A 21,123-nucleotide genomic window follows, 5' to 3' on the forward strand; every position below is an offset into this window, starting at 1 on the left:
AGTTGGTCATAGGTCCAGACACAGGGCCGATACAGCGCCATCTGGCGCCAGCACCTGTATCCAGAGCAAAGCACTACAGCCACAAGGCGGCCTTCACCGAGCGCTTACGGGCAATCCCAATCCCAGTATGCTATTTCCCTACGAATGCAGCGGAGTTCGTTCGCGTCGTCGCCGACCTTGAGCGATCTCATGCCCGTCGGCACGGCGGCGAGCGGAGTCCGCTCGAACGCGCTTGGCGCGCCGATAGCGTCCTGGGCTCACTGGAGAAGCGCGATCGTCGACGTACATAATTGCTCATTTTCGATGACCAGCAGCCGTAGGGTAAGAAAAATTCTCATGGCCTACAGCTTCACTGGCCGCACCGTGATTTTTTAAGTATTTTCGGATTTGAGTTGCTATCCGCTCACCGCACGCCATATACGTATGGGTGTCGTGGCGATGGGCCAGGACTGCACCGGAGGGCGCCATGCCCACCGACTTTCCTTCTCGCCGAAAGCATTCCCCAGATTACGGTCGATCGACCTTGCGTGCCGTCATCGTCAACCTGCGGCTCCGTTTGCTCGGCTGGCGCATCGAACAGTCGCTTGAGGAACGCGATCACATCAGGCTCCTGCGCTACCTGAATGCCTGGGCCGAACTGCATCGTCGCACGTCAGAAGGATCAGGTGCAGGAGCACTGCCGAGTGCGAACGGAACGACCACAGTCGAATCCAAGGATGTGTTTTGCGATCGCGCACGCGAAATCTTGTCGAGGATTGCACGCGAGGAGCGGCGTCTCGACAGGATCGTCGGCCGGCTGAAACTGGCACGCCTGCACGGAAACCGTCGCGGTTATGATCGCTCTTATGCTGTCGGCAAAAAATCCTATGATCGTACGGTGCGACTTTGGCAGCACATTTCACTGTCGTTTCATTCCAGGAGATAGTCGTGCCCTACGGTGCTGAGATTATCGAGCAAATCGAGCGGGATCACAGACGGATCGGCCGCCTGCTTCAAGCCATCGACAATGGTCGCTGGTGGAGTGCCGACGAGCCTGGGCGAGCCAGCCTCGAGACGATCAGAGGCGCGGCAATGCAGATCCATGAAGCGACGATGCTGATTGAGCGCTTGCTGAGCGGTATCGGCACGAACTCCACTCGTGACCCGAATTCTTTGGTGTCGTTGCCGGCAGCCATGGCCACTCCTGGTCCCTGAACCTCGTTCGCGCAAGGAACGTACGTGCGTGGGTCCAGTGCCCCGCATATCAAGGTGTCGAGGCCATGACCTCCTTCCGCCGGCTCCGTCGGCCGCGGTCCGGGAGGGTCCCTCGGAGCACCCGCGTTCGCATCCCGACGGCGAAGAGCCGGCAACGCAGCACAGAGGGTTGGCTGGATGACGGATCGTCCGATCGAGCTGGACGAGCGGCGCGGCATGGCCGCCCAGAAGGCGACGAAGGTGCGCCGCAGGCGAGCTGCGGTGAAAGCGCAACGTGCCGGCCTCGTCGCGCGCCAGCACGACCTGGAAGCCCACCTGTTCGCGGCCGAGGCGACGTCATGGCCGGAGGCCGCCGACAAGGCGAGGTATCTGCTGGAAAGATTCGCCGCGACGTTCTCCTGCGATGATCCTCGCTTGCAGGGCATGGTCGCCGCCGTGTTGTCCGACTTCGCGCGTCTGTCGGGGCCGACCAAGCCCGAGGCGCGAGACTCGCAAACTCCCAATATCTGACCGGAGAAGTCCAGATGACGAGCGATCGAACTCGTGGAAACCGTGAAGCCAAGAAGCCGAAGAAGGAAACCCCGAAAGTCATTGCGGCGGCACCGAGCACGAAGGGCCAAGTCGTCGCGAGCGGCAAGCCCGGTGTGAAACGGTAGCCCGTCCGGGCCCGAACGACCGGCTGAATGCCTTGCCGTCCCGTGGCGGCGACAGGCGTCCGATACCCGATAGCCGGCTTTCGAGCCGGAGGTGGGCGTGGCCGTCACGCTGCCATCCGGGCTGCGACATCGAACCCATGCAGCGATGGTCCGAAGTTCGCCTCGGTCTCACGAAGCGGCGCGTCGGCGAGCGGGGACATCCCGCTCCTCGATCGCTATACGGGCTTGGCACCTGATCTCGCTCGAGCGGCTAAGGACCATCGGTGCCGATCCATCGCGCGAAGCCAATGGCGTGTCGTCATGGTTTCCGCCCGCCTCTCGTCCGGCAGCGCACACGATGACGAACTCCGATCGAGCATTCAGCGCCTTTGCGGTTTCGATCTGCCGTTGATGCTCGGATCGCCTCCGCTCGGGTCAAAGGGAATGACGGGACCGCCGCAGCCCGTGCAGATCGAGGCACCGAGCTTGTTCATGCGCTCGTCGCGCCTGCGATCGGCCTCCCTTCTTTTTCTCGCGCGGTCTTCGATTTTCGCGGGATCCAATCTGACCTTGGAAGCGGCTCCATCGACGGATCGCTCGGTGGAGCGCCCGGAACCGATCCCGGCTCCTGCCGGGCGCGCGCCGGCGCTCGACCAAGTGCCGGAGAGAACAGTCGCGCAGATCAGCGTGGCCAGAAACACCACTGCATTATTTTGGCGGTTCATCGAGAGACCTTCTAAAAAGTCACTCTATCATATTTTGACATGAAAGGTGCTGGCTGGATTCCGACGCCGTTGCGGGTTCAAGCCCGTGGCAACCACGACGCCCAAATGCCTGCCACCACCGCGAATGCCGCGATGGGAGGGAGCGACCGACCGCTGCCCCGCCGGGGGGCAGTTGTCGTTTCGATGATCGCGCTCCGGTCCGGCGAACGGAAAAGCTCTTTGTTCGTGCTGTACAGATCGCCCATTCGTGTCATGGATCGTTCGAGTGCAGCCATGTGAACCGAAGACGCGAGCCGACTCGCGTTCAGGGAGAGCACGACCCTGCCGTCCCCCTGGAGACACGCGATGCGCATCCACGTCGGCTGTGAAATGACCTACGACTTCGTGCAGGACACGCCGGTCGTCACGATGCTCAACGTCCACGCGTCGCGGTTCTCCGATCTTGAGCGACCGGATTATCTGCTGACGGTGCCGGCCGTGCCCCTGGAAGGCTATCGGGACACGTTCGGGAACTGGTGCAACCGGCTCGTCGCGCCGGCCGGGCGCTTCACGCTCAAGACCGACACGGTCGTCCGCGATCACGGCAACGGGGACATGACCGACACGGTCGCACGGCAGGAGGAGGTGCGCAGCCTGCCCGTCGACACGCTGCTCTACCTGCTCGGGAGCCGGTACTGCGAGACAGATCGCCTGTCGCAGACCGCCTGGGACCTGTTCGGCGCCATGGCGCCGGGATGGGCACGGGTGCAAGCGATCTGCGACTACGTTCACGATCGCATCGCCTTCGGCTACGAGCACTCCCGGCCCACCCGCACGGCGCTGGAGGCCTTCGAGGAACGTCGCGGTGTCTGTCGCGACTACGCCCATCTCGCGATCGCGTTCTGCCGCTGCCTCAACATCCCGGCTCGCTACTGCACCGGTTACGTCAGCGACATCGGTCTGCCGTTGCCGCATGCTCCGGGAGATTTCGCGGCCTGGATGGAGGTCTTTCTGGGCGGCCGCTGGCACACCTTCGATCCGCGCAACAACAGCTCGCGTATCGGCAGAATCCTGATCGCCTACGGACGCGACGCCGCCGACGTGCCCCTGACGCTCACGTTCGGGCCGAACACCCTCGTGGATTTCCGGGTGACGACCGAGGAGGCGACGCCGCTCACGGCATGAGACGCTCCGGCCCTGCCATTCGGTTCGCGGGCTCGCGCGGGTCGCCCCTTGGTCACGGGGCGGCTTGCAGGGCTGCGCTGCGTTTCGGGGCCGGATCAATCCTCCCTCGCGGCGGGTTGACGCCGTGCCGCATCTGCCGCGGTGCGGAGCGAGACATGATCAACCTGTTGCTGTCCTCGATGATGCTCGCGATCGAAGCCCAGAAGGTCGTCGAGCTGCGAATGGTTCGACTGGCCTGGGGCGGTCCCGACGGGTGGGCTGAGGCTCAGTCCATGGTGACGGAGAAAATCTCGGCGGCCGGCGAGGCGATGGTGACGCTCTCGTCCGGCGGGTCGCCCGAGACGGTGGTCGCCCGCTACCGCGAGCACGTGGCGGCGAACACCAAGCGGCTCGCGGCGCCATGACCACCCCGGGAGTGTCCGCCTCAGGAGTGCCCGCAACGAGCGTCGCGATGAACGCGCAGCGCCTGGTGGAGACCGAGCACCGACTGGCCCTCGCCGATCGCGCGTGGCGGGCGGAGGTGCAGCGGCTGCATGGGCCCGACGGCGTCCTGTTGCACGGCTACGGCCCCCTCGGCAGGGGTGAGCCGGGGACGCCGCAGCGTATGGCGTACGAGGCCCGACGAGCCGCCGTAGCGGCTTGGCGGCAGGTCAGGACCCGCGGGATCTCCGCGGCATGATCGCCGGACGAATTCGTGTGCTCGCCCTTCCTCCGGCATCCGTCGCCGTGCGAACGAGCCGGGCAGGGTCGCTTGCAGACCCTCGGAGCGTCCTGACCTCGGGTGGCTGACCGCCGGACGGTCGTCCATGGAATCTCCGGGGATGATCCTAGCACCCTCACCCGGCGTATGCCGCGTTCTTCGGTACTCCCGACATACCGTTCGCGAGCACCCACGAGGGACCGGAAGAACCGCTGCCGTGCCGGGCGGCGGTCTCCACCGGCCCCAAGTGTGTATCGGAACCGACGCAGCCCCCACGAAGAATTTTGTCTAAATCATTGTTCGTAGACCAGAAAGTTGTCTCCAAGCGGGTTTCACATCGGTGCGGATCGGGACCCCGCCTTGAGCGAGACTTCCGATTTCGCTTCGATGGCTTGTTCCTCATCCAGCCCGGGGTCCCACTTCGGCGTCGATCCACACCTTGCCCGGGGATCTTTCGTTCGAGTGATGCCAGCCTCAGGCGTGCTTCCCGGCTGGTTCCGCCCCCGATTCCCGGAGTCGTTTCAGAACCCGAGCGGCCTAGACCTCGCCGACCGGTGAGCACGGCGGCTCCGGGTAGGCGGCAGCCCGGAGTTCGATGAGGACGGTCTCGCACCAGTGGTCGACGAGGTCATAGCCGCCAGTCGGGATAGGCCCGGACGATGCGGACGAGGATCGCGGTCCGGTCGGCCTCGGTCGCGCGAAGGCGCTCGCGGTGTTTGCCGATCGCGGCGATCCCGGTCCGGACCGTGACGCCGCGACGAGGTGGAACCCGGATCGCAACCCGGGTCGCGCGGTGAGGCGCATCCGCTTCTCCAGTGCGGTTTGCAAGCCCTGCGCGGCGGAGCAGAACATTGCGCGCTTCCCTGCGCCAAGTTGCGCGCGGCGCGTGGAACACGCCGCACTGGAGGGTTGTACGAGAGCGAGAGGTCGAAGCGGCCTACACCGCCACCACCTTGCCCGGATTCATGATGTTGTCCGGGTCGATCGCCCGCTTCAGCACCCGCATCAGGTTCAGCGCCTCGGGCCCGTGCTCGAGTTCCATGAAGTGCATCTTCTTCTGGCCGATGCCGTGCTCGCCGGTGCAGGTGCCCTCCATGGCGACGGCGCGGGCGACCAGGCGCTCGATGAAGCCGGAGACCCGGGCGATCTCGTCGGGGTCGTCCATCATCACCAGCGGCGCGGTGTGGAAGTTGCCGTCGCCGACATGGCCGGCGATCGGCGCCGTGATGCCGCATTCGAGGATGTCGCGCTTGGTCTCGTCGACGCATTCGGCGAGCCGCGAGATCGGCACGCAGACGTCGGTGGCGATGACCTTGGCGCCCGGCCGCATGCCGACCGCCGCCCAGTAGACGTCGTGGCGGGCCTGCCAGAGGCGGGTGCGCTCCTCCGCCTTGGTCGCCCACTCGTAGGGCCCGCCGCCGAACTCGGCGGCGATCTCGCCGAAGCGCTCGGCCTGCTCGCGCACGCTGGCGTCGGTGCCGTGGAACTCGACCAGCAGGAGCGGGGTCTCCGGCAGGGTGAGCTTCGAGTAGGCGTTGCAGGCCGCGACCTGGACCTCGTCGAGGAGCTCGATGCGGGCCACCGGCAGGCCGGACTGGATCGTCACGATGACGGCGTCGCAGGCCGCCTTGATGCTCGGGAAGGGGCAGACGCCGGCGGAGATCGCCTCCGGGATGCCGGCGAGCTTGAGGGTCAGCTCGGTGATGATGCCGAAGGTCCCCTCCGAGCCGACCATCAGCCGGGTCAGGTCGTAGCCGGCCGAGGTCTTGCGCGCCCGCGGGCTGGTGCGGACGATGTCGCCGTTCGGCATCACGGCGGTGAGCGACAGGACGTTGTCCTTCATCGTGCCGTAGCGCACCGCGTTGGTGCCCGATGCCCGGGTGGCCGCCATGCCACCCAGCGAGGCGTCGGCGCCGGGGTCGATCGGGAAGAACAGGCCCTGGTCGCGCAGGTGCTCGTTCACCGCCTTGCGGGTGACGCCGGGCTGGACCACGCAGTCCAGGTCCTCGGCATGGACCGCCAGGACCTTGTTCATCCCGTTCATGTCGATCGAGATGCCGCCGTACGGCGCGTTGACGTGGCCTTCCAGCGACGTGCCGGTGCCGAAGGCGACGACCGGCATCTTATGCGCCGCGCAGACCCGCACGACCGCCTGCACGTCCTCCGTGCTCAGGGCGTAGACCACCGCGTCCGGCGGCTGGTTGGCGACCCAGGTCAGGGTGCTGGCATGCTGCTCGCGCACCGCCTGCGAGGTGACGACGCGGTTGCCGAACTGCGCGGTCAGCTCGCGGATCACCGCCTCGACGGTCTCGGAGCTCGGGCGCTCGCGCGACGGGGTGGGGCTCAGGGCGTTCATGGCGGTGTCGACTCCCGAAACGGACTGGCGGGCGCCGTGGGGAAAGTGCGTCCCGGCCTTGCGCCGGCCACCCTAGCAGGCCGGATCCCCCCGGCATATCCGCCGGACCGGTCACGGAGAAGTGCGCTGCGAGGGTGGCTCCTTGCCCCAAGGTGCAAGGCAGGCGGGGGTGCATCCCGGGCCCGAGCATGGTACGTGCCTGGGCGCCCTTGTCATCCCGCGTGCGCCATCGGGAGCCCCACAATGGCAGACGACCGCCCCGCCTCGATCTTCTTCTTCGCGCCGTTCGTGTCGTCCACGATGGTGATCGAGCCGGGATGGATCGACTACAACGGCCACCTCAACATGGCGTATTATCATGTCCTGTTCGACCGGGCGGTGGACGAGGCGTTCGGCGTTGTCGGCCTCGGGCCGGACTACATGGAGAGCGGGCGCGGCACGACCTTCGCGGCCGAGGTGCACGTGCGCTACCGCCGCGAACTGGTGCTCGACGACCCGATCCGGGTCACGCTGCAGCTCATCGCCTTCGACGAGAAGCGGCTGCACTTCTACTCCGAGATCCGCCACGCGACCGAGGGCTGGGTGGCCGCCTCGTCGGAGAATCTCTCCCTTCACGTCGATCCGGAGACGCGGCGCGTGGCGCCGTTTCCGGAGGACATCCAGGCCAATCTCGCGGTCATGCTCGGCTCGCATGCGCGGCTGCCGCGGCCCGACGATCTCGGCCGGGTGATCGGCATCCCGGCCCGCGGCCACCACCGGCCGGACACCATGGCCTTCGCGGCCGCCGGCGCCCGGGTTCGTCACTGACGCCGGACGGACGCCGGCTCAGCGCCGCACGCCGAGCGGGGGCAGGGGCGCCGGAGGCAGGCTCTGCTGGCGCTGGATCTGGCCCTGGAGCTGGTTGGTCTCGAAGCGGTTCTGCTGCTGGATGCCGCGGATCTCGCCGCTGCTCTCGATCGAGCGGTTGATCCCCTCGACCCGCTGCTGGGCGCGGTTCACCGGGGCCTGGTTCTGCGCCAGGGCCGGGAGGGGCGCCGCCAGCGCGGCGGCGAGGATCAGGAGGCTGTTGGCGCGCATCGGGGACCTTTTCCGCGGACGAGACCTGTCAGGTGGGGACGACGCGGCGCCTCCTGCAAGGTTCCTCGCTGCAAGGTTCCTCCCCGCAAGGTTCCGGGTTCCCGCGGAGACCCGCCGGCATCCGGCTCCCATGCGTCCCGCACCCTCGACGCCGTTCGCGTTTTGGTCCAGTGATGCCGGCATGACTCGCGATATCGCCGGGACCGGCTCCACCTCGATCTCCGCCCGCGCCCGCGCCGCGGTGGTGCCCCAGGGCGTCTCCTACCTCGACGGGCTGAACCCGGAGCAGCGCCGCGCCGTCGAGGTGACGGACGGGCCGATCCTGGTGCTGGCCGGCGCCGGCACCGGCAAGACCCGGGTGCTGACCACGCGGATCGCCCACCTGATCGCCACCGGCCGCGCCCGGCCCTTCGACATCCTGTCGGTGACCTTCACCAACAAGGCCGCCCGGGAGATGAAGGAGCGCATCGGCGCGCTGATCGGCGCGGCCGGCGAGGGGATGCCGTGGCTCGGCACCTTCCACGCCATCGGCACCAAGATCCTGCGCCGCCACGCCGAACTCGTCGGCCTGCGCTCCGACTTCACGATTCTCGGCACCGACGACCAGTTGCGGCTCCTCAAGCAGGTGATCGCGGCGGCCGACCTCGACGAGAAGCGCTGGCCGGCCCGCAGCCTCGCCGGCACGATCGACGGCTGGAAGAACCGCGGCCTCGGGCCCGAGCAGGTGCCGGCGGGCGAGGCCTCGGCCTTCGGCTTCGGCAAGGGCGGGGCGCTCTACGCCGCCTACCAGGAGCGGCTGAAGTCGCTCAACGCGGTCGATTTCGGCGACCTGCTGCTGCTGTGCCTGAAGCTGTGGCGGGAGAACCCGGACATCCTCACCAACTACCAGCAGCGCTTTCGCTACATCCTGGTCGACGAGTACCAGGACACCAACGTCGCCCAGTATCTCTGGCTGCGGCTCCTGGCGCAGGGGCACCGCAACGTCGCCTGCGTCGGCGACGACGACCAGTCGATCTACGGCTGGCGCGGCGCCGAGGTCGACAACATCCTGCGCTTCGAGCACGATTTTCCGGGTGCCCTGGTGGTGCGGCTGGAGAACAACTACCGCTCGACCGGCCACATCCTGGCTGCGGCGTCCGTCTTGATCGCCCACAACGAGGGGCGGCTGGGCAAGACCCTGCGCACCGACAGCCCGGAGGGCGAGAAGGTCACGGTCACCGGCGCCTGGGATTCGGAAGAGGAAGCGCGCCTCGTCTGCGAGGAGATCGAGAGTTTGCAGGCCAAGGGCCACAAGCTGTCGGAGATCGCCGTGCTGGTGCGGATCTCGGCCCAGATGCGCGAGATCGAGGACCGCTTCGTCCAGCTCGGGCTGCCCTACCGCGTCGTCGGCGGCCCGCGCTTCTACGAGCGGGCCGAGATCCGCGACGCGCTCGCCTATCTGCGCATCGTCGCCAACGGCTCCGACGACCTCGCCTTCGAGCGGATCTTCAATACGCCCAAGCGCGGCCTGGGCGACGCGACCCTCCAGGCCCTGCACGGCCTGGCGCGCCGGGCCAACGTGCCGCTGCTTCAGGCGGCCCGGATGATGAGCGAGACCGAGGAGCTGAAGCCCAAGCCCCGCTCGACCGTGCGCGCCCTGTGCCAGAGCTTCTCCCGCTGGGCCAAGCTCCTGGAGGACCAGCCGCACACCGAGGTGGCCCAGACGATCCTGGAGGAATCCGGCTACACCGAGATGTGGCAGAAGGAGCGCACCGCCGACGCCGCCGGGCGGCTCGAGAACCTGAAGGAGCTGGTGCGCTCGATGGAGGAGTTCCCGGACCTCGCCGGCTTCCTCGAGCACGTCTCGCTGGTGATGGACGTCAACGAGGCCGAGGGCGGCGACCGGGTGAGCCTGATGACGCTGCACGCGGCGAAGGGGCTCGAGTTCGACACCGTCTTCCTGCCCGGCTGGGAGCACGGGCTGATGCCGAACCAGCGCGCCCTCGACGAGAGCGGACGCGCCGGCCTGGAGGAAGAGCGCCGCCTCGCCCATGTCGGCCTCACCCGGGCGCGCAAGCGGGCCAAAATCTCGTTCGCGGTCAACCGCCGCATCCACGGCCTGTGGTCCTCGACCGTGCCGAGCCGCTTCATCGACGAATTGCCCGAGGCGAGCGTCGAGGTGCGCGACGCGCCGGCAAGCTTCTCGCAGGGACCGTCGCGCTTCGACCGCCAGGCGCCGGCCTTCGGCTCGTCTTACTCCACCCCGGGCTGGCAGCGGGCGCAGGCCCAGACCGCCGGCCAGGACCGCTACGGCCAGGGCGGGTTCGGCGGGGGAGGGCGCAGCACCTCGCCCGGCCGGCGCGGGCCGCAGCAGATCGAGGGGACGCTGGTGGCGAAATCCACCGGCACGCCGTCCGCCTTCGAGGCCGGGGCGCGGATCTTCCACACCAAATTCGGGCCGGGCTCGGTGGCGGCGGTCGATGGCAACAAGCTCACCGTTGACTTCGACAAGGCCGGCCGAAAGATGGTGCTCGACAGCTTCGTCCAGCTGGCCTGAAGCCGGCGGGACAAGTGCTTCGGGGCCAACCGGGAGCGGCGATCAGGTGGCGACCTCGACCGGCCCGCGGATCGCATCGATCCGCATCGACCGTCCCGGCCTCCGCGCCGCTGTGTGGTTTTCATCACAATTTGCCGTTCCGTACCGGCCCCGTGCCGTTTCGCAACGGCATGGTGCGGCGCGACAATTGCTCGTTCATCATCGTCTGCTTACCCTGACGGTCGAAACAGGCGGACTTGTCCACCGCCTGCGTCAACCCCGTCCGGAACCGTTGCGGCCTCCCGAGGCTTGAAGCCATCAGAACAACGCAGGAGATCAGGGACACGAGAGGGCACACGATAATCGGCACCGCAAGTCCAGTGGGAGTGTTGATCCGTGAAGAGACGACGCGCACGACTTGAACTGGTTGATGACCGCCCGATCCGAGTGCACCGCACTCGCTTCGAGGAAGAGCGCAACCCGCCACCGATCCAGCCGATGACGGCCCGCCAGGCCGAATATCTCGACGCCCTTGGTTCCCACCCGCAAGTCATCGTCCTCGGCCCCGCCGGGACCGGCAAGACCTACATCGCCGGCACCCGCGCCGCCGACCTGTTGCGTCAGCGCCGGGTCGCCAAGGTGGTCATCACCCGGCCGAACGTGCCCTCCGGCCGCTCCCTCGGCTTCTTCCCCGGCAGCATCGAGGAGAAGATCGCCCCCTGGGTCGCTCCCCTCACCGAGACCATGAAGGAGCGCATGGGCGAGGGCGCCTTCGAGATCGCCGTGAAGGCCGGCGACATCGAGGTCGTGCCCTTCGAGGTGATGCGCGGCCGCACCTTCAAGAACTGCCTGGTGATCCTCGACGAGGCCCAGAACACCACCCCGTCCGAGATCAAGATGTTCCTGACCCGGATCGGCGACGACACCCAGGTCATCATCAACGGCGACGTCTCGCAGACCGACCTGCGCGAGACCTCGGGCCTGCGCACCGTGATCCACCTGGTGAAGAGCCGGATGATGCCGATCCCGATCGTGGAGTTCGGCCTCGACGACATCGTGCGCTCCGGCATCTGCGCCGAGTGGGTGCGGGCCTTCGAGGAAGCCCGCGTCTGACCCGGAAGGCCAAGCCCGTCCGGTCGTCAGGACCGGGCGGGTAGGCTGCCCACATGAGCCCGCGGGGCGACGGCCGTGTCGCTCAGACCCGCTTCAGCCGCACCCCGAACAGCCGCAGCGCCACGAGCAGCGTCGCCGCGTAGGCGACGAGCCCGGCGGCGCCGAGCGCGGACAGCACCGCGAGGTCGCGAAAGCGCGGCAGCGCCGGCATCAGTCCGTCGATGAGTGGCAGGCCGCCGAGCGTGCAGCCGGCGAGCACGACGCAGGCCGCCAGCACCCCGCCGGCGGTGACGATCAGGGTCCGGCTCGGCGCGGTCCAGCCGCGGCCGTAGGCGAGGCAGAACAGAATCAGCACGTTGACCCAGACCCCGGCGGCGGTGGCGAGCGCGAGGCCCATCACCCCCAGCGGTCCCGTCAGCATCACCTTCAGGCCGACATTGACCGCGACCGCGGTGAGCGAGGCGACGACCGGCGTGCGGCTGTCCTGGCGGGCGTAGAAGCTCGCCACGATGCTGCGGATGAGCACCGCCGCCGGCAGCGCCAGCCCGTAGGCGGCCAGGACCGCGCCGGAGCGGGCCGCCGCCTCCGCGTCGAAGGCGCCGCGCTGGAACAGCGCGGTCATGATCAGGTCGGGCACCAGCAGGAACGCCACCGCGAACGGCGCCGAGAGGGCGAGCGAGAACCCGGTAGCGCGGTTCTGCGCCGCATGCGCCCCGTCCTGGTCGCCCGCGGCGATGCGCCGGCTCATCTCCGGCAGCAGCACCGTGCCGGCGGCGATGCCGATCACCCCGAAGGGCAGCTGGTAGAGCCGGTCGGCGTAGTAGAGCGCCGAGACCGCTCCGGTCGGCAGGAACGAGGCGATGATCGTGTCGGCGAACATCGCGATCTGCACGCCGGCCGAGCCGATCACCGCCGGTCCCAGCATCCGGAAGAACCGGCGCATCCCGGCATCGCGCAGGGTCGGGCGCACCAGCGACGGGGCGAGCCCGGCCCGGCGCGCATCGGCCCAGACCAGCAGGAATTGCAGCACGCCCGACACCGCGACGCCCCAGGCGGCGGCGGTGCCGGCATTCGGGAACAGGAAGGCGAGGGCGAGCGCGGCCAGCAGCGAGACGTTGAGCAGCACCGGGGCCGCCGCGGCGGCGGCGAAGCGCCGTCGGGCGTTCAGGATGCCCGACAGCAGCGTCACCAGGGTGATGAACAGGAGGTACGGGAAGGTGATGCGGGTGAGCGTCACCGCGAGCGCGAATTTCTCCGGCTCGTCGGCGAAGCCGGGCGCCAGCGCCCGCACGATCACCGGCATCAGCGGCAGGGCGAGCGCCAGCAGCGCCACCTGCACCAGCAGCATCAGGGTGAAGACCCGGTCGGCGAAGGCGCGCGCGGCCCCGGCCTCCGCGTCCAGCGCCGCGTAGGTCGGCACGAAGGCGACGTTGAACGCTCCCTCGCCGAAGATGGCGCGGAAGTGGTTCGGCAGCCGGAAGGCCACCACGAAGGCGTCGGCGACCGGTCCGGCGCCCATCACGGCGGCCATGACCACGTCGCGCAGGAAGCCGGTGGCGCGGGAGACCAGCGTCCAGCCGCCGACCGAGAGGATGCTGCGAATCATGCCGTGCTCCATAGCACAGCGTGGCGGTTGCGCGCGGGGCTCACACGGCGCCGGAATACCGGGCGCGCCGCTCGCCGCGGCGATCGTCGCGGACCAGGCGGTCGTGGCCGACCGCCGCCGGGCCGATGCGCTCGGCCACGACGTAGAGCGGGCGTCGCTTCACCTCGGCGAAGATGCGGCCGATATACTCGCCGATGATGCCGAGCGACATCAGCTGCACGCCGGAGAAGAACATCACCGAGACGATCAGCGAGGCGTAGCCCGGCACGTCCGGCCCGCGCAGCAGCGTGTCGGCGACGAAGTAGAGCGCGGCCAGCAGCGCCACGGCGGCGATCGTGCCGCCGAGATAGGTCCAGACCCGCAGCGGCACGGTCGAGAACGAGGTGATGCCGTCGAAGGCGAAGCGGAAGAGCTTGCGGAAGCTCCATTTCGAGCTGCCGTGCTGGCGCTCCTCGACCTGGTAGGGCACCCCGACCGAGCGGAAGCCGATCCAGGAATACAGGCCCTTCGAGAACCGGGCCCGCTCGGGCAGCGAGCGCAGCACCTCGACGCCCTTGCGGTCGATGAGCCGGAAGTCGCCGGCGCCCTCCGGCAGCGGCATCTCGCCGAAGCGGGCGAAGAGCCGGTAGAACAGCCGGGCGAAACCGCGCCGCATCGCGCTCTCGTCGTCGCGGTCGGTGCGCTGGGCGTAGACCATCACGTTGCCCTCGCGCCAGCGCTCCCAGAAGGCCGCGATCAGCTCGGGCGGGTGCTGCAGGTCGGCATCCATGATCACCACGGCGCGGCCCTCGGCATGGTCGAGCCCGGCCGCGATGGCGATCTCCTTGCCGAAGTTGCGGCTGAACGAGACCGCGCCGATGCGGGGCTCCGCGGCGTGGTGGGCCGCCACCACGGCGGCGGTGTCGTCGTGGCTGCCGTCGTCGACGAACACCACCTCCCAGGCCGGCGTCAGCCGCTCCAGCACCGGCGTGAGGCGCGCGAGCAGCGGGGCGACGTTGGCGCTTTCGTTGAAGACCGGTATGACGACGCTCAGGTCGACCGGCGCGGGGTGTGCGAACAGCTCCACGGTGCTGTCCCTCGTTTCGGTGTCGCGCCGCGGCGCGAGCCGGCGGCGATCGGTCATCGGGCCGGTGCAGGGCACCGGCGGCTCATGCGCGAGATCTAAGCCATGCTTCCTGAACGGCGCCCGGTCGTGCTCTGCGCCGACGATTACGGCCTGAGCCCGGGCGTCAGCCGGGGCATCCTCGAGCTGGCGCGGGAGGGCCGCATATCAGCCACCGGGTCGATGACCAACATCCCGGCCTTCCGCACGGACGCTCCGCCGCTGCGGGAGCTCGCCGGCACGGTCGGCCTCGGCCTCCATCTCACCCTGACGGCGGGGGCGCCCCTCGGCGCGATGCCGCGCGTCGCGCGGCACGGGCGCCTGCCGCCGCTCGGCCGGATCCTGTTCGCGAGCCTGTCGGGCCGCCTGCCGACATCCGAGATCCGCGGCGAGATCGAGCGCCAGCTCGACGCCTTCGCGCAGGCGATGGGCCGGCTGCCGGATTTCATCGACGGGCACCAGCACGTCCACGTCCTGCCCGGCGTGCGCGGCGCGCTGCTCGCGGCTCTTGCGGCGCGGCGCTGGCGCGGCTGGCTTCGCGATCCCGGCGATCGTCCGGCGGCGATCCGGGCCCGCCCGCAGGCCCGCAAGGCGGCCGTCGTCGCGGGGCTCGGGCTCGGCTTTGGCGCGGCGGCCCGGCGGGCGGGGTTCGCCACCAATCGCGGCTTCTCCGGCTTCTCGGACTTCGCCGAGGGCGACGGGTTCGCGGACGCCTTCGAGCGGAGCTTCCGGGCGCTGGGGCCCGCCCCGGTGGTGATGTGCCATCCGGGCGAGGTCGACGAGGCCCTGCGCGCCCTCGATCCCGTGGTGGCGAGCCGGCCGCGCGAACTCGCCTATCTCGGCTCCGACCGCTTCGCGGCGTTCCTGGAGCGGGAGGGCCTGCGGCTCGTGCCGGGCCCCGCGGCATAGAAAAGCCCCCTCGCCCGGGCGGGGAGGGGGCTCTCGACTTTCGACGATCAGGCGCCGATCAGGCGATCGCCTCGCCGTACATCTTCTCGACGTGCTCCCAGTTCACCAGGTTCTCGATAAACGCCTTGAGGTAGTCGGGACGACGGTTGCGGTAGTCGATGTAGTAGGAGTGCTCCCACACGTCGACGCCGAGGATCGGCTTGGCGCCGTGCACCAGCGGGTTCTCGCCGTTGGGGGTCTTCATGATCTCGAGCTTGCCGTTCTTCACGGCGAGCCAGGCCCAGCCCGAGCCGAACTGCGACACGCCGGCCTGGATGAAGTCGGCCTTGAACTTGTCGGTGCCGCCGAGGTCCTCGGCGATCTTCTTCTCGATTGCGCCCGGGATGGCGCCGCCGCCGTTGGGCTTCATCCACTGCCAGAAGTGGATGTGGTTGTAGTGCTGGCCGGCATTGTTGAACAGCGGCTGGTTCTGGCCGTAGGAGGCCTTCACCACCTCCTCGACGCTCTTGCCGGCGAGCTCCGAGCCCTCGAGCAGCTTGTTGCCGGTGTCGACGTAGGCCTTGTGGTGCTTGTCGTGGTGGAACTCCAGGGTCTCCTTCGACATGTAGGGCTGCAGCGCGTCGTAGGCGTAGGGAAGTTCGGGCAGCGTGAAGGCCATGGCGTGTCTCCGGATCGCTCGGGTCCTCGCGGCGCTTCCCGGGGAAGCCGCCGCGTCACCCGCGTCTACCTAAGTCGGCCTCGCGCCGGCGGCAACGCCGCTCGGCCCAACCCGGCGCCGCCGTCCAGGCCTTTGGCGGCTCGGGGCAGGCCGTAGAGGGCCGTTCAAGCGTGGCGATTTTGCAAATGCGGCCCGCACCTTTAAGCCTATCGCGCGGGCGGGCGGGGCGACGGCTCCCGGCCGACCGTCCGGCTGTCCCCGATCGCCCGCCGGGATCGACCCGCTTCGTGCCGCCACCTCCGAGAATCCGATGATCGTTGCGTTGTCCGTGCTCGCCCTCCTGATGCTGATCGGCGGCCTCGCCGCGATGGTCCAGGGCATTCCGTTCATCCGGCTCGAGGTCGGCTGGACCATGGTGATCGCCGGCACGGTCGGGGCGAGCGGGGGCGCGGTGCTGCTCGGCCTCGCGGCCGTGGTCGCCCGGCTCGGGCGCATCGAGCGCGCCCTGCGGTCCGACCGGGCGGCCGCGCCGCTCGCCGCGGCGCCGGCCTTCCCCGAGCCCCCCGCCCCGGTCCGCCCGGCCCGCAGCGAGCCGGTGATGCCGCCGATCCCGACCATGCCGCTGCCGGCGCAGGATGCGTCCGCCGTGCAGGAGCCGCACGCGTCCGGACCGGGTCATGCCGCCGCCCTCGCGGCCGGGGCCGCCACGGTGGGGCTGGCGGTGGGCGAACTCCGCCTGCGGCGGGCCGACGACGCCGACCCGATCCTGCCGCACGAGCCGACCGCGCCGGACGCCATGCCCCGGGAGCCCGCGCTCCACGTAGCGCCGGTCGCGCATCCGGAGTCCGCTGCGCACGAGGCGCCGCCATCGGCCGCCGAGACCGCTCAGGCTTCGGAGGTCGGCCCCGCCGAGCCCGTGCGGCAAGACTCCGTGGTCCAGGAGTCCGCTTATCAGGAACCCGCTCCCCCGGAGCACCACGAGCCGGCGCCGCCGGTCGTCGACGTCCCGACCGTCGCGGAATTGCCTCAGCCCGAGATCGCATCGAGCCCCGACGCGGCTCCGGTCCCCGAGCCCGCGGCCGGCCCTCATGACACTGCGGTCGCCGAGGAGCCCGCGGTCGCAGAGCACGCCCCCGAGGAGCCGGCGGGCAAGACGGTGATCGGCACCTACGATGCCGGCGACAACACCTACACGATGTATGCCGACGGCACGATCGACGCCGAGACGCCGGCCGGGCGCTTCCACTTCGCGTCGATCGAAGAGCTGAAGGCGTTCCGCAGCGCCGGCGGCGAGGGCGCGGCCCGCAGCGCCTGACGGCGCCGGCATTTCCCGGGATGAACCGGATGCCGGTTCGTCCTGAAGAATGCGGCAGGATCAGGGGCCTGCCGCATCGGCCTGTCGCCGGCGCGCCTGCACAACGACTGTCGCCATGATCGTCGTCATGCCGGCAGCCCGACCTTCGGCCGAAGGCCGTCCCCTGATCCACGACGATCGACGCGAGGGTCGCACGCGATCCGGGAATGGGTCGGGCCGCGAGGGTCTGCGTTGTTTAGCGCGCACCCGCCGCCGTCCTGTGGCTTGCGATCGGTGGTGGCGCGATCGGAATATGCTCGATCGCGAAGCTCGGCCAGTTCGACATCCCGACGAGCCGTTCGTTTCGCTCCGGATCTGCAAGGCCTCAACCGCTGCGAGATGCCCTTCTCACCGAAGCGACACCGTCCCACCGGGGTGCCGCCAGATCTTCCCGTCGAGTTCTAGCTCCATCAGCAGGCTCTGTGCGACCCGCGCCGGCAAGCCGGCCTGCCGGGCCAGGGCGTCGACCGGGACCGGCGACGGGCCGAGCAGTTCGAGCAGGATGGTCCGGTCGTCGCGCGGAGCCGGCTGCGGCGGGCCTTCCTCGAACGGCGGGTGTGCCGGCTCGGCCGCCATGGCGATGACCGGTTCCGCCGAGAAGTCGATCTCGTCCCAGTAGAGTGCCGGTTCCGCCCGGTCCGCCGCGTCCTCGGCCCCGGTCTCCGGCGCGGGCCCGCCGATCAGCGGCGTCAGGACCGCCATGACGTGCTCGGGCGCGGCGCACAGCGTGGCGCCGTCGCGGATGAGGTCGTTGGTGCCCTCGGCCCGCGGATCGAGGGGCGAGCCCGGCACGGCGAAGACCTCGCGGCCCTGTTCGAGGGCGAAGCGGGCGGTGATGAGCGAGCCGGAGCGGCGCGCCGCCTCGACCACGATCGTGCCGAGGGACAGCCCTGAGATGATGCGGTTGCGGCGGGGGAAATCGCGCCCCCGCGGCTCCCAGCCCATCGGCATCTCGGCGACGATCGCGCCTCCGGAATCGAGGATGCGCGCGACCAACTCCTCGTGCTCGGACGGATAGATCCGGTCGTGTCCGCCGGCCAGCACCGCGACGGTGCCGCTCTGGAGCGTCGCCTTGTGGGCCCTTGCATCGACGCCGCGGGCCAATCCGGAGACGATCACCAGCCCCTCGTGGCCGAGCGCGTGCGACAGCCGCTCGGTGAAGGTGAGGCCGGCGGCGGACGCGTTGCGCGAGCCGACGATGGCGACGGCGGGGCGCCTGAGGCAGGCGGCGTCGCCGCGCAGGCCGATGAGCGGCGGCGCGTCCGCCGTGGCCTGGAGCGGCAGGGGGTACTCCGCCTCGCCCATCGCCACGAACCGGGCGCCGAGGCGGGCGGCCGCCGCGATCTCGCGCTCGGCCTCGGCCTTGGTGGCGACCCGGATCGGCTTGCCCCGGGCCTTGGCGAGGTCCGGCAGGGCCTTGAGCGCGGCGCCCGCCCCGCCGAAGCGGTTGACCAGCCCCCGGAAGGTGCGCGGGCCGACCCCCTCGGAGCGGATCAGCCGGAGCCAGTCGAGGCGCTGCGCGTCGCTTAACTGCAAGACCCAACTCCCCTCGAAGGTCCATCGAACCTTGGGTGAGGGTCGGTGTCAGACCTTCAGCCCTTCTGGCCGATGCGCCCCTCCGTGCCTGCGGCGAGGCGGCGGATATTGGGCGCGTGCTTCCACCATAGCAGCAGGGCGAGCACGCAGAACAGCACCGCGAGGCGCCCCTGACCGAACGCCCACAGGGCGAGCGGGGTGGCGGCCGATGCCGCGAGCGCCGAGGCCGAGGAGTAGCGCAGCAGGAAGGCGAGGCCGAGCCAGACCGCGGCGAAGACCAGGACCCCGAGGGGAAACAGACCGAGCAACACGCCGATGAAGGTGGCAACACCCTTGCCGCCCTTGAAGCCGAGCCAGACCGGGAAGAGATGGCCGAGGAACGCGCCGAGCCCGGCGGCGAGTGCCGCGTCCGGTCCGCCGAGGCGCGCGGCGAGGAGCACTGCGGCGGTGCCCTTGAGCGCGTCGCCGACGAGCGTCGCGGCCGCCAGCCCCTTGCGGCCGGTGCGCAGCACGTTGGTGGCGCCGATATTGCCCGAGCCGATCGCCCGCACGTCGCCGAGGCCGGCCAGGCGCGTCAGGATCAGCCCGAAGGGAATCGCGCCGAACAGGTAGCCGACGGCGAGCCAGAGGGCGATCTGGGTCCAGTCCGGCGTCATCGGCCCGTCTCCTCGCCGCGATGGACGATGCGGCCGGCCACCATGGTCAGCGCGGCCTGGCCCTGCAGCCGCGCCTCGTCGAAGGGCGAATTCTTCGAGCGCGACTTCAGCCGGCGCTTGTCGAGCACGTAGGGCGCGTCCGGATCGACCAGCACGAGGTCGGCGGGGGCGCCGGGCGCGAGGCGCCCGGTCTCGCGCCCGAGCACCCGCGAGGGCGCGGCCGAAAGGGCGGCGAGGAGGCGGGGCAGCGAGACGTCGCCGGCATGGACCAGGCGGAGGGCGGCGGCGAGCAGCGTCTCGATGCCGAGCGCCCCGTCGGCGGCCTCGGCGAAGGGCAGGCGCTTGGTCTCGACGTCCTGCGGGTTGTGATCGGAGACGATCACGTCGATCACGCCCTCGTTCAACGCCGCCACCACCGCCTGCCTGTCCTGCTCGGTCCGCAGCGGCGGCGAGAGCTTGCAGAAGGTGCGGTAATGGCCGATGTCGTTCTCGTTCAGAACCAGGTTGTTGACCGAGACGCCGCAGGTGACCGGAAGTCCCGCCTCCTTGGCGCGTCGTACGATCTCGACCGAATCGGCGCACGAGATCATCGCGGCGTGGTAGCGCCCGCCGGTGAGGCGCACGAGGCGGATGTCGCGCTCGAGCAGGATCGTCTCGGCCTCCCGCGGGATGCCGTGGAGCCCCAGCCGCGAGGCCATCTCGCCCTCGTTCATCACCCCGTCGCCGACGAGCGTCGGCTCCTCGACGTGCTGCATCAGCAGAACGCCGAAATCGCGGGCGTAGGTCAGCGCGCGACGCATCACCTGGGCGTTGGTGACCGCCTTGAGCCCGTCCGTGAAGGCGACGGCGCCGGCCTCGGTCAGAAGCCCGAACTCGGTCATCACCTGGCCGGCGAGGCCCTTGGTGATGGCGGCGGCGGGCAGCACGTGGATGCTGGCGGTGTCGCGGGCACGCCGCAGCACGAAGTCGACGATCGCCGGCTCGTCGATCGGCGGGTTGGTGTCGGGCATGCAGACCAGGGTGGTGACGCCGCCCGCGGCCGCCGCCGCGCTGGCGCTCGCCAGGGTCTCGCGGTGCTCGGCCCCGGGCTCGCCCACGAAGGCGCGCAGATCGACGAGACCGGCGGTCAGCACCTGCCCACCGCACTCGATCACTTCCGCGCCCTCGGGCACGGAAGCGGGCGTTCCCCAGTGGATGTCGGCGATGCGATCGTCGCGGACGAGCACCGCGCCGGGGCCTTCGCGGCCGGTCGCGGGGTCGATCAGGTGGGCGTTGGTGAGGAGGAGTGTGGTCATGGATCAAGCCGCTCGGAGTGCGGGGGCGTAGAGGAGCGTCGCTCGACTACGGCGAGTATGGTGTCGAGCGCGAGTTGGGGATTGCCGAGGAAGGCGTCGTTCGTGAACCGCCTGATCTCGAAAGATTGGCTGCGGAGCCAGGCATCCCGGGCAGCGTCTCGCTTGCGGCGCTCGACCGTGTCGTGCGGCTCCCCGTCGAGTTCGACGATCAGGCGGGCGGAAGGGTAGAGGAAGTCAACGATGTAGGGGGTGATGGGGACCTGCCGCTTGAACTTGTGGCCGGAGAGGCGGCCGGCGCGGACTTGGCTCCAGAACAGGGCTTCGGTGCGTGTGGAAAGGGAGCGCCGATCCTTTGCGAAGTCTCTGAGACGGTCGGGGACCGGATTGCGCTTCTCCTGCTCCACCCGCCTCTCCTCTTAAGCTCGCCGCCCTCGACCCCTCCCCCCTCCGCGGGGGAGGGTGCCCCGCGGATGCGGGGCGGGAGAGGGGACGCCGCTTCCGGAGAAGTCGCGACCGTGGTGAGGGGCG

At 69.7% G+C, this 21,123-nt stretch carries 20 protein-coding genes; 10 read left to right on the forward strand and 10 right to left on the reverse strand.

Annotated elements, in window-relative coordinates; all coding sequences use genetic code 11:
- Window positions 1-466: 466 nt before the first annotated feature.
- The 3 genes from HPY23_RS30225 (at window position 467) to HPY23_RS30235 (ending at window position 1,704) form a co-directional block, all read left to right on the forward strand.
- Window positions 467-925 carry a hypothetical protein gene (locus HPY23_RS30225; RefSeq protein ID WP_139235007.1) on the forward strand — a complete coding sequence of 153 codons (459 nt, stop codon included), beginning with the start codon at window positions 467-469 and terminating at the stop codon, window positions 923-925.
- 2 nt (window positions 926-927) lie between these two features.
- On the forward strand, window positions 928-1,194 hold the full coding sequence (locus HPY23_RS30230; protein ID WP_091888978.1) for a hypothetical protein: 267 nt from the start codon (window positions 928-930) through the stop codon (window positions 1,192-1,194).
- A gap of 177 nt (window positions 1,195-1,371) precedes the next feature.
- A complete protein-coding gene (locus HPY23_RS30235) occupies window positions 1,372-1,704 on the forward strand; it encodes a hypothetical protein (RefSeq protein WP_091888980.1) in 333 nt (110 codons plus the stop codon).
- A gap of 505 nt (window positions 1,705-2,209) precedes the next feature.
- On the opposite strand, the gene HPY23_RS30240 is transcribed toward HPY23_RS30235, so the two are convergent.
- Window positions 2,210-2,554, reverse strand: a complete 345-nt coding sequence (locus HPY23_RS30240) for a hypothetical protein (protein ID WP_139235008.1) — start codon at window positions 2,552-2,554, stop codon at window positions 2,210-2,212.
- A 345-nt stretch (window positions 2,555-2,899) separates the two neighbouring features.
- Here HPY23_RS30240 and HPY23_RS30245 point away from each other — a divergent pair, with 345 nt between their 5' ends.
- A complete protein-coding gene (locus HPY23_RS30245; RefSeq protein ID WP_091888983.1) occupies window positions 2,900-3,718 on the forward strand; it encodes a transglutaminase-like domain-containing protein in 819 nt (272 codons plus the stop codon).
- A gap of 155 nt (window positions 3,719-3,873) precedes the next feature.
- The gene (locus HPY23_RS30250; protein ID WP_091888985.1) at window positions 3,874-4,122 is read left to right on the forward strand and encodes a hypothetical protein; all 249 of its coding nucleotides are present in this window, start codon (window positions 3,874-3,876) and stop codon (window positions 4,120-4,122) included.
- 1,233 nt (window positions 4,123-5,355) lie between these two features.
- Here the strand turns inward: HPY23_RS30250 and HPY23_RS30255 are convergent.
- Complete coding sequence (locus tag HPY23_RS30255; protein ID WP_060850286.1) at window positions 5,356-6,774, reverse strand: FAD-binding oxidoreductase; 1,419 nt, start codon at window positions 6,772-6,774, stop codon at window positions 5,356-5,358.
- Window positions 6,775-7,017: 243 nt separating this feature from the next.
- Between HPY23_RS30255 and HPY23_RS30260 the strand changes: the two genes are divergently transcribed.
- Entirely contained in the window at window positions 7,018-7,581 is a 564-nt protein-coding gene (locus HPY23_RS30260; protein WP_060850285.1) for a thioesterase family protein, read from the forward strand.
- Window positions 7,582-7,599: 18 nt separating this feature from the next.
- Here HPY23_RS30260 and HPY23_RS30265 read toward each other — a convergent pair whose 3' ends face one another.
- A complete protein-coding gene (locus HPY23_RS30265) occupies window positions 7,600-7,851 on the reverse strand; it encodes a hypothetical protein (RefSeq protein ID WP_091888989.1) in 252 nt (83 codons plus the stop codon).
- Window positions 7,852-8,032: 181 nt separating this feature from the next.
- Between HPY23_RS30265 and HPY23_RS30270 the strand changes: the two genes are divergently transcribed.
- Window positions 8,033-10,387, forward strand: a complete 2,355-nt coding sequence (locus HPY23_RS30270) for an ATP-dependent helicase (protein ID WP_091888991.1) — start codon at window positions 8,033-8,035, stop codon at window positions 10,385-10,387.
- A gap of 375 nt (window positions 10,388-10,762) precedes the next feature.
- A complete protein-coding gene (locus tag HPY23_RS30275; RefSeq protein ID WP_091888993.1) occupies window positions 10,763-11,479 on the forward strand; it encodes a PhoH family protein in 717 nt (238 codons plus the stop codon).
- Window positions 11,480-11,561: 82 nt separating this feature from the next.
- Here HPY23_RS30275 and murJ read toward each other — a convergent pair whose 3' ends face one another.
- Together murJ and HPY23_RS30285 are read right to left on the reverse strand one after the other, a co-directional pair.
- Complete coding sequence (murJ, locus tag HPY23_RS30280) at window positions 11,562-13,085, reverse strand: murein biosynthesis integral membrane protein MurJ (RefSeq protein ID WP_091889081.1); 1,524 nt, start codon at window positions 13,083-13,085, stop codon at window positions 11,562-11,564.
- 40 nt (window positions 13,086-13,125) lie between these two features.
- Complete coding sequence (locus tag HPY23_RS30285; RefSeq protein WP_060850892.1) at window positions 13,126-14,151, reverse strand: glycosyltransferase family 2 protein; 1,026 nt, start codon at window positions 14,149-14,151, stop codon at window positions 13,126-13,128.
- A 102-nt stretch (window positions 14,152-14,253) separates the two neighbouring features.
- On the opposite strand from HPY23_RS30285, the gene HPY23_RS30290 reads away from it, so the two are divergent.
- Entirely contained in the window at window positions 14,254-15,096 is an 843-nt protein-coding gene (locus HPY23_RS30290; RefSeq protein WP_091888995.1) for a ChbG/HpnK family deacetylase, read from the forward strand.
- A 58-nt stretch (window positions 15,097-15,154) separates the two neighbouring features.
- On the opposite strand, the gene HPY23_RS30295 is transcribed toward HPY23_RS30290, so the two are convergent.
- Entirely contained in the window at window positions 15,155-15,754 is a 600-nt protein-coding gene (locus HPY23_RS30295; protein WP_060850279.1) for a superoxide dismutase, read from the reverse strand.
- A 310-nt stretch (window positions 15,755-16,064) separates the two neighbouring features.
- On the opposite strand from HPY23_RS30295, the gene HPY23_RS30300 reads away from it, so the two are divergent.
- Window positions 16,065-17,069: a hypothetical protein gene (locus HPY23_RS30300; protein ID WP_236017714.1), complete on the forward strand. Its 1,005-nt coding sequence runs from the start codon at window positions 16,065-16,067 to the stop codon at window positions 17,067-17,069.
- Between the two features lie 387 nt (window positions 17,070-17,456).
- On the opposite strand, the gene dprA is transcribed toward HPY23_RS30300, so the two are convergent.
- The 4 genes from dprA to HPY23_RS30320 are packed head-to-tail and all read right to left on the reverse strand — an operon-like array spanning window position 17,457 to window position 20,999.
- Window positions 17,457-18,644, reverse strand: coding sequence for a DNA-processing protein DprA (gene dprA / locus HPY23_RS30305; RefSeq protein WP_091888996.1), 1,188 nt, complete (start codon window positions 18,642-18,644; stop codon window positions 17,457-17,459).
- A gap of 56 nt (window positions 18,645-18,700) precedes the next feature.
- A complete protein-coding gene (gene plsY, locus HPY23_RS30310; RefSeq protein ID WP_091888998.1) occupies window positions 18,701-19,300 on the reverse strand; it encodes a glycerol-3-phosphate 1-O-acyltransferase PlsY in 600 nt (199 codons plus the stop codon).
- Window positions 19,297-20,595, reverse strand: a complete 1,299-nt coding sequence (locus tag HPY23_RS30315; protein WP_091889000.1) for a dihydroorotase — start codon at window positions 20,593-20,595, stop codon at window positions 19,297-19,299. Before HPY23_RS30315 ends, plsY begins: the two co-directional genes overlap by 4 nt.
- Entirely contained in the window at window positions 20,592-20,999 is a 408-nt protein-coding gene (locus HPY23_RS30320) for an endonuclease domain-containing protein (protein WP_091889002.1), read from the reverse strand. Before HPY23_RS30320 ends, HPY23_RS30315 begins: the two co-directional genes overlap by 4 nt.
- Between the last annotated feature and the right edge of the window lie 124 nt (window positions 21,000-21,123).

This window comes from Methylobacterium ajmalii (genome assembly GCF_016613415.1).
Classification (GTDB): Bacteria; Pseudomonadota; Alphaproteobacteria; order Rhizobiales; family Beijerinckiaceae; genus Methylobacterium; species Methylobacterium ajmalii.

What these genes read in the sequence shown, in the direction of transcription:
- HPY23_RS30270 (WP_091888991.1), top strand. Translation starts at nt 8,033, where the DNA reads ATGACTCGCGATATCGCCGGGACCGGCTCCACCTCGATCTCCGCCCGC.
- HPY23_RS30235 (WP_091888980.1), top strand. Translation starts at nt 1,372, where the DNA reads ATGACGGATCGTCCGATCGAGCTGGACGAGCGGCGCGGCATGGCCGCC.
- plsY (WP_091888998.1), bottom strand. Translation starts at nt 19,300, where the DNA reads ATGACGCCGGACTGGACCCAGATCGCCCTCTGGCTCGCCGTCGGCTAC.
- HPY23_RS30315 (WP_091889000.1), bottom strand. Translation starts at nt 20,595, where the DNA reads ATGACCACACTCCTCCTCACCAACGCCCACCTGATCGACCCCGCGACC.
- HPY23_RS30260 (WP_060850285.1), top strand. Translation starts at nt 7,018, where the DNA reads ATGGCAGACGACCGCCCCGCCTCGATCTTCTTCTTCGCGCCGTTCGTG.
- HPY23_RS30300 (WP_236017714.1), top strand. Translation starts at nt 16,065, where the DNA reads ATGATCGTTGCGTTGTCCGTGCTCGCCCTCCTGATGCTGATCGGCGGC.
- murJ (WP_091889081.1), bottom strand. Translation starts at nt 13,085, where the DNA reads ATGATTCGCAGCATCCTCTCGGTCGGCGGCTGGACGCTGGTCTCCCGC.
- HPY23_RS30255 (WP_060850286.1), bottom strand. Translation starts at nt 6,774, where the DNA reads ATGAACGCCCTGAGCCCCACCCCGTCGCGCGAGCGCCCGAGCTCCGAG.
- HPY23_RS30240 (WP_139235008.1), bottom strand. Translation starts at nt 2,554, where the DNA reads ATGAACCGCCAAAATAATGCAGTGGTGTTTCTGGCCACGCTGATCTGC.
- HPY23_RS30265 (WP_091888989.1), bottom strand. Translation starts at nt 7,851, where the DNA reads ATGCGCGCCAACAGCCTCCTGATCCTCGCCGCCGCGCTGGCGGCGCCC.
- HPY23_RS30290 (WP_091888995.1), top strand. Translation starts at nt 14,254, where the DNA reads ATGCTTCCTGAACGGCGCCCGGTCGTGCTCTGCGCCGACGATTACGGC.
- HPY23_RS30250 (WP_091888985.1), top strand. Translation starts at nt 3,874, where the DNA reads ATGATCAACCTGTTGCTGTCCTCGATGATGCTCGCGATCGAAGCCCAG.
- HPY23_RS30245 (WP_091888983.1), top strand. Translation starts at nt 2,900, where the DNA reads ATGCGCATCCACGTCGGCTGTGAAATGACCTACGACTTCGTGCAGGAC.
- HPY23_RS30225 (WP_139235007.1), top strand. Translation starts at nt 467, where the DNA reads ATGCCCACCGACTTTCCTTCTCGCCGAAAGCATTCCCCAGATTACGGT.
- HPY23_RS30295 (WP_060850279.1), bottom strand. Translation starts at nt 15,754, where the DNA reads ATGGCCTTCACGCTGCCCGAACTTCCCTACGCCTACGACGCGCTGCAG.